The following is a 5,771-nucleotide window of genomic DNA, read 5'->3' on the forward strand; positions in this document are numbered from 1 at the left end:
CGGCAATACCGTCAAGGCGCCATGCAGGTCGACTCCGCGCATCGACGTCGGGCGGTCCATGCGTCAGCGCCGTTGCATCACCATGAGGAAGTGGTCGCCCATGTCGCGCAGCAGCGGCCACGGGCCCAGGCGGTCGTCGAGCCGGCCCAGGCGTTCGCACCAGCGCTGCCGGCGACGGTAGTAGTCGACCATGTACGGTGGTGGCAGGAACAGGCTGAGTGCGCGGTATTCGACGAGCGTGAAGCGAGGGGCGAAATGACGATGGAACTCGCGCGGCAGGTAGTAGCGCGTCCAGATCGTGTGCCGGTTCATGCCCACCGCGGTGGCGCCGCGGGCGGCACGGACCGCAGCGCGCGTGAACCTTCCGCGCAATCCGTAATGGCCGAGCTCCCAGGGGCAGATGCGACCCATCACCGAGAACACCAGCACACCCTCCGGCGCGAGCAGGCGCGCGCATTCGCCGGCGACCGCGGCCAGGTCGGGCACGCAGTTCATCGGGCCGAAGTTCGAATAGATGCCGTCGAAGCTGCCGTCGAACCCCGCATCGAGCGCGGCCAGTTCGTGGATGCCCATCTGCCGGGCCTCCGCGCGCACCGGCAGCGATTCTTCGGCCAGGCGGGACGCGGTGCGCGCGACCATGCCCGGCGACCAGTCGGTGGCCACGACCGGATAGCCCAGCTGGGCGAACCACAAGGCGTCGATGCCGGTGCCGCAACCCAGGTCCAGCAGGCGCGAGCCGGGCGGCAGTTCATGGCACACCGCTTCGCGGAACGTGCGGCGCATGCGCTGGATCAGCTCGTTGTTGCCGCGCGGGCCGTCGTAGTCGCCGGCGACACTGTCGAAAGCGCGCCGGGTGTCCTGCAACTGCGCTGCGTCCGATGCGGCTTGCCGAACTGCGGCCATGGCGGGGCGTCTCCTGGAGTGCCCGTAGGTGCCAGGACCCAAGGCAAAAGTTGCATTGAATAGTCCCGGGCGGCTGGGTAAGCTGGACTTTCGAGGAAATGGCACGCATGCGGACATGACAGCCCGAGGCTGTGGAATCACCCAGCCGATCCTGTTCGCGGACACCATGCTCGCGAGCGTCATGCCCGCTATCGTCCTGCTCGCCATCGTCCTGTTGCTGGCAGCACCTGCCCACGCGCAGTCGTCGAGCATCGGCGGGGAAGTGGCGCTGGCTTCGCAACTGGTCGATCGCGGGCTTGCGATCACTCCGGCGACACCCGTGCTGCAAGGCGAAATGTCCTGGACGTCGGGCAACGGCTGGTCGCTCGGACTGGCGGGTGGCGTGGAAGTCCGCTCGCCCGGGCACCTGGTGATGGGAGTGGCGCGGGTATCGCGCGACTGGTTCAGTTCCGGCGACTGGCGGGGTCGCGCCAACCTGGCCTACTACGACTACCAGGACCGCGGTGGACGCGGCATTCCGGATCGCGTCGACGCGGGCGTCTACGTCTCCTACCGCGACACGGTGTCGATCGGCATTTCGGCGATCCGCGTCGATGGCGACCAGGACAGGCGCTGGCTCGGAGCCGCCGACGTCGGGCTGGGCTGGCCGCTGTCGTCGCAATTGACGCTGATGGCGGGGGCGGGGGTTGCGGAGGCTTCGGTCCGGTCCGGCAGTTACGGCTACGGCGACGGCCATGGGTATGGTTACGGCTCCGGCTACGAAACCCGCGCGTACGGATATGGAAACCTCGGCCTGGCCTGGAGCCGGGGAGGCTGGCGCCTGCGCATCGAGCGGAACCTGAACAGCCTGGGCGAGCGCCGGGCCTATGGCAACGGGGCGCCCGATCCCTGGGTGGCCACCCTTTCACGCGCATTCTGAAGCAACCTTGGCGTGCTCCCGGGGTACCTACGCAGGTCCATGAGCCACGCCAACGCCCGCGACGATACCGACGACCTTGCGCTGCTCCAGCGCATGGCCGCCGGCGACCGCGCGGCGCTGGCAACGCTGTACCGGGCCTACCACGGACGGATCTGCCGCTTCCTGTCGCGCCTGACCCGGCGCCCGGACGTCATCGAGGAAGTGGTCAACGACTGCTTCTGGATCGCCTGGCAGCGCGCCGCCGACTTCCGCGGCGACGCGCGCGTGTCGACCTGGCTGATGGGCATCGCTTATCGCTGCGGGCTCAAAGCGCTGCGCCAGCGGGGCGACGAACAGATGGACGAGGCCTTCCTGCCGATGCACGACGGTGGCGAGGACCCCGGGGACGACCGAGAACTGCGCGACCTCCTGGCCAAGGCAATGGCGCTGCTCAGTGTCGACCAGCGGGTGGTGGTCGAACTGGTCTACGGCGTCGGCTACAGCCTCGGCGAAGTGGCCGCGATCACCCAGTGCCCGGTCGGGACGGTGAAGGCACGCCTGTTCCATGCGCGGGTGAAGCTGCTCAACGTCGTGCCCGTGCTGGGCGGCGATACCGGGACCGCGGGAGCATGACAGTGGGCAAGACAAGCGATCCACGCGATCCACGCGACTCCGACAGGGACTGCGTCCTGGCCTGGGAAGCCATGCCGCATGCATTGCAGGGCCAGCTGTCGCCGGAACAGCGTGAATGGTTCGACCGGCACCTGGCGCGCTGCGCCGCATGCCGCGAGCAGTTCGTGCAACAGCAGCGCCTGCATCGGGCGATGTCGCTGCCGGTGTCGTTGCCGCTGGACGAAGAGGCAGGGCTGGAGCGCCTGCTCGCCAGGATCGACGACGCGGAACAGCCGCCGTCGCGGAATCCATTGCGGGCAAACGGCCTGGTGGGACGCGTGCTGGTGGCGGCGGTCCTGGTGCAGGCGGTCGGGCTCGGCGTGATCGGGACCAGGCTGTGGTCGATGTCGCCGACGCCCGACTATCGCACGCTCTCCAGCGACGGTGCGTCCGCGCCGGTGGATGCCATTCGCCTCGTTCCCGATCCTGCGATGACGGTGGCCGAGTGGGACGGCTTGCTGCGATCCAGCGGATTGAGGGTGGTGGCCGGTCCGAACGACGTCGGCGGCTATACGGTGGTAGCGACTTCCGCCACCGCCGATCGCGACATTCTGGTAACGCAACTGCGTGGCGCCCGCGGCGTGTTGCTCGCGGAGCCCATTGCGGGGACGCCGTGAGGACCCGGGCGCTTGCGCTGCTCGCGTTTGCCGCGCTTGTCGCCGGGTGCGCCCATGCGCCGGTGCAGGACGTCGCCGTGGCGACGGACAGTGCGCGCGACGTGGTGCTGGTGCTGGCCAACCCGGTGTCCAGGCCGGCGCCGCACGCTGCATCGAACGTATTGGGTTACGGCAGCGGCGACAGCTATCGAAATGGCCAGCGTGCGATGTCCACGCTGGCAGAGTTGAAGCAGCGCCATGGCTTGCGCGAAGTTGCCGGTTGGCCGATCAAGCCGCTGGGCGTGTATTGCGCCGTGCTTCGCCCGCAACCAGGCACCGACCGCGATGCGTTGCTGCTAGCGCTCGCCGCGGACCAGCGGGTGCAGATCGCGGCGCCGCTGCAGGAGTTCGAGGTGTACTCGGGCGCGCCGGCAGGGAAGGGTTACGACGATCCCTACCTCAAGCTGCAGCGCGGATTCGCCGACATCGACGCCGGCCTGGCGCAGCGCGCCAGCCGTGGCCTCGGTGTCGAGATCGCCCTGGTCGACACCGGGGTCGACGTCGCACACCCGGACCTGAAGGGACGCATCAGCGGCACGTTCAACATGGTCGACGACGACGCGGCCGCCTTCAGGGGCGATCGGCACGGCACGGAAGTGGCGGGCGTCATCGCCGGCGTCGGCGGCAACCGCGTTGGCATCGTCGGCATCGCGCCGCAGGCTACGCTCAGCGTCTACAAGGCCTGCTGGCAGTCCGGCGGGACTACGGGAGCGCGCTGCAACACCTTCACCCTGGCCAAGGCGCTGGCCGCACTGTTCGACACCGACGCCCGCATCATCAACCTCAGCCTGGGCGGGCCGTCCGACAGGCTGCTCGAACTGCTGCTTTCAGGCTTGTTGCGGCAGGACCGGATCGTGGTTGCCGCATTGCCGCCCGACGGAAAGATCGACGGTTTCCCCGCGGAGGTCCCGGGCGTGATGGTGGTGGCCTCGTCGCAGTCCGGGCAGGCGCCCGAAGGCGTCGTCCTTGCTCCGGGCAAGGACATCCTGACCACCCAGCCCGACGGTGGCTACGACTTCGCGTCGGGCTCGTCGCTGGCGGCGGCCCACGTCAGTGGAATCGCTGCGCTGATGCTGTCGTTGTCGCCGGACCTGCACGCCTCGATGGTGCGCACGATCATCGGGAACAGCAGCCAGGGTGCCGGCCGCAAGCGCGTGGTGAATGCAGCGGCGGCGGTCGCGGTGTTGCCCGACGCGCGCGTGGTCGATCTCGATCCGGAATGACGAGGCAAGGATTCGCCTGGTTCGTACCGGTGCTCGCGTTGGGCCTGCAGGCGTGTTGCAGCGAACAGGCCGCTGCGGCCCCCGACCCGGCGTCGATGGCGGAACTGGAGATCGTTGCCTGGGGTCCGCAGCGAACCGTTGCCGGAACGCCGTTCAATCGCCAGGCGGGTGGGCAGTCGGCCTTGTGGATCCGGCTGGACCGCCGCATCGACGGGCACGCGGTACTCGTCGCTTTCGGCGATGCCTATCTCGAGGGCGACGTCTCCGGCGACACGGTCACGGCGGTGGTCCCCGAAGCGTCCTACGCCAGCGCGGGCGCGCAGGCAGTCGGCGTGGTCGCGCGCCGCGGGCAGGTGGTTTCGCGCAGCAACGAAGTCGCGTTCATCGTGGACGGGCTTGCGCAGGCGGACCCGGCACGTCCCCGCGGACCATGATCGTGTAGCGGCCGCGCGACAGTGGCCGCCATCCCTCCGCGAGCAGGATGCGTTCGATCTGGTCGTGCCACAGAACGGTATCGACGTCGTAGACGATTGCGGTCAGTCCATGGCGATGCAAGGAGTCGCGGAACCAGGCCTCGGCGCCCGGCGGGCGATGGGTGCCGGCGACAAAGCGCATCAGGTTGCTGCGCTGTGCCGTCTCCGCGGGCGGGAACGCCAGGCTCAGGTAGAGGTGGCGCACGCCAATGAGTTGCGGATGCACTACCTGGCCCGGCAGCCAGATCGCGACCGCTTCCGGAGCCAGTACCGTGCCGGCCTCCGGTGTCCGTAGCGCGACCTGCCGAGCCGTTGCGTACTCCACAGCGGGGACCTTCGGCCCCGGGGCGCCGACGGTGACGCCGTTGGTGCACGCCAGTGTTCCGGTTCGCGCTACGAACCACGCCGCCGATGCAGCCAATGCGACGCAGCAGGCGCCGGCAAGCCACACCGGTCGTACCGCCAGCGCGCGCGCGAGCAAGCCTTCGACCACGACCGCGAGGAAGAAGGGCAGCGGCAACGCCCAGGTCAGCCGCCAATAGGTCTTGGCGCCGACCGACAGCGAAGCAAAGAGCGGCGTCGTGTACGGATCGATGGCCACGAGCAGGAAGAAGAAGGCGCCGGCGGCGAAGTAGCGGGCGCGCATGTGGTCGCCGACGAAGGCCCACGCCGACAGCATGGCCACCAGTAGCACGGGCGTGCTCCACGGTCCCCAGGTCTGCGCCAGCATCCGCGGGACGCCGGGCATCGGCACCGGCGCAGGTTGCGCCAGCGCCTGCGCGCCGTGCGTTCCGGAACCGACCAGCCATGCGGCGCCGAACAGGTAGGCGATGGGCAACAGACCGAGCAGGAAACGCCGGCTGCGGGCGAGGTCGGGCGACCACCCGCCCGCGAGCCCCAGCGCCGCCGCCGCCGGTGCGACGAACAATGCGCTGGCGGTGACGCC

At 69.4% G+C, this 5,771-nt stretch carries 7 protein-coding genes; 5 read left to right on the forward strand and 2 right to left on the reverse strand.

Annotated elements, in window-relative coordinates; translation table 11 throughout:
- Window positions 1–63: 63 nt before the first annotated feature.
- Complete coding sequence (locus QAA18_RS11750; RefSeq protein WP_279413161.1) at window positions 64–903, reverse strand: class I SAM-dependent methyltransferase; 840 nt, start codon at window positions 901–903, stop codon at window positions 64–66.
- Window positions 904–1,084: 181 nt separating this feature from the next.
- On the opposite strand from QAA18_RS11750, the gene QAA18_RS11755 reads away from it, so the two are divergent.
- The 5 genes from QAA18_RS11755 (at window position 1,085) to QAA18_RS11775 (ending at window position 4,786) form a co-directional block, all read left to right on the forward strand.
- Entirely contained in the window at window positions 1,085–1,822 is a 738-nt protein-coding gene (locus QAA18_RS11755) for a hypothetical protein (protein ID WP_279413162.1), read from the forward strand.
- 39 nt (window positions 1,823–1,861) lie between these two features.
- Complete coding sequence (locus QAA18_RS11760) at window positions 1,862–2,434, forward strand: sigma-70 family RNA polymerase sigma factor (protein ID WP_279413164.1); 573 nt, start codon at window positions 1,862–1,864, stop codon at window positions 2,432–2,434.
- A gap of 2 nt (window positions 2,435–2,436) precedes the next feature.
- Window positions 2,437–3,090 carry a zf-HC2 domain-containing protein gene (locus tag QAA18_RS11765; RefSeq protein WP_279413165.1) on the forward strand — a complete coding sequence of 218 codons (654 nt, stop codon included), beginning with the start codon at window positions 2,437–2,439 and terminating at the stop codon, window positions 3,088–3,090.
- Window positions 3,091–3,167: 77 nt separating this feature from the next.
- Window positions 3,168–4,352 carry a S8 family serine peptidase gene (locus tag QAA18_RS11770; protein WP_279413166.1) on the forward strand — a complete coding sequence of 395 codons (1,185 nt, stop codon included), beginning with the start codon at window positions 3,168–3,170 and terminating at the stop codon, window positions 4,350–4,352.
- Complete coding sequence (locus tag QAA18_RS11775; RefSeq protein WP_279413167.1) at window positions 4,349–4,786, forward strand: hypothetical protein; 438 nt, start codon at window positions 4,349–4,351, stop codon at window positions 4,784–4,786. Before QAA18_RS11770 ends, QAA18_RS11775 begins: the two co-directional genes overlap by 4 nt.
- On the opposite strand, the gene QAA18_RS11780 is transcribed toward QAA18_RS11775, so the two are convergent.
- Window positions 4,734–5,771, reverse strand: a 1,038-nt coding sequence (locus tag QAA18_RS11780; RefSeq protein WP_279413168.1) for a hypothetical protein, incomplete at its 5' end; no start/stop codon positions are given. The two genes, QAA18_RS11775 and QAA18_RS11780, sit on opposite strands and share 53 nt — an antisense overlap.

The organism is Luteimonas sp. 8-5 (assembly GCF_029763755.1).
Lineage (GTDB): Bacteria > Pseudomonadota > Gammaproteobacteria > Xanthomonadales > Xanthomonadaceae > Cognatiluteimonas.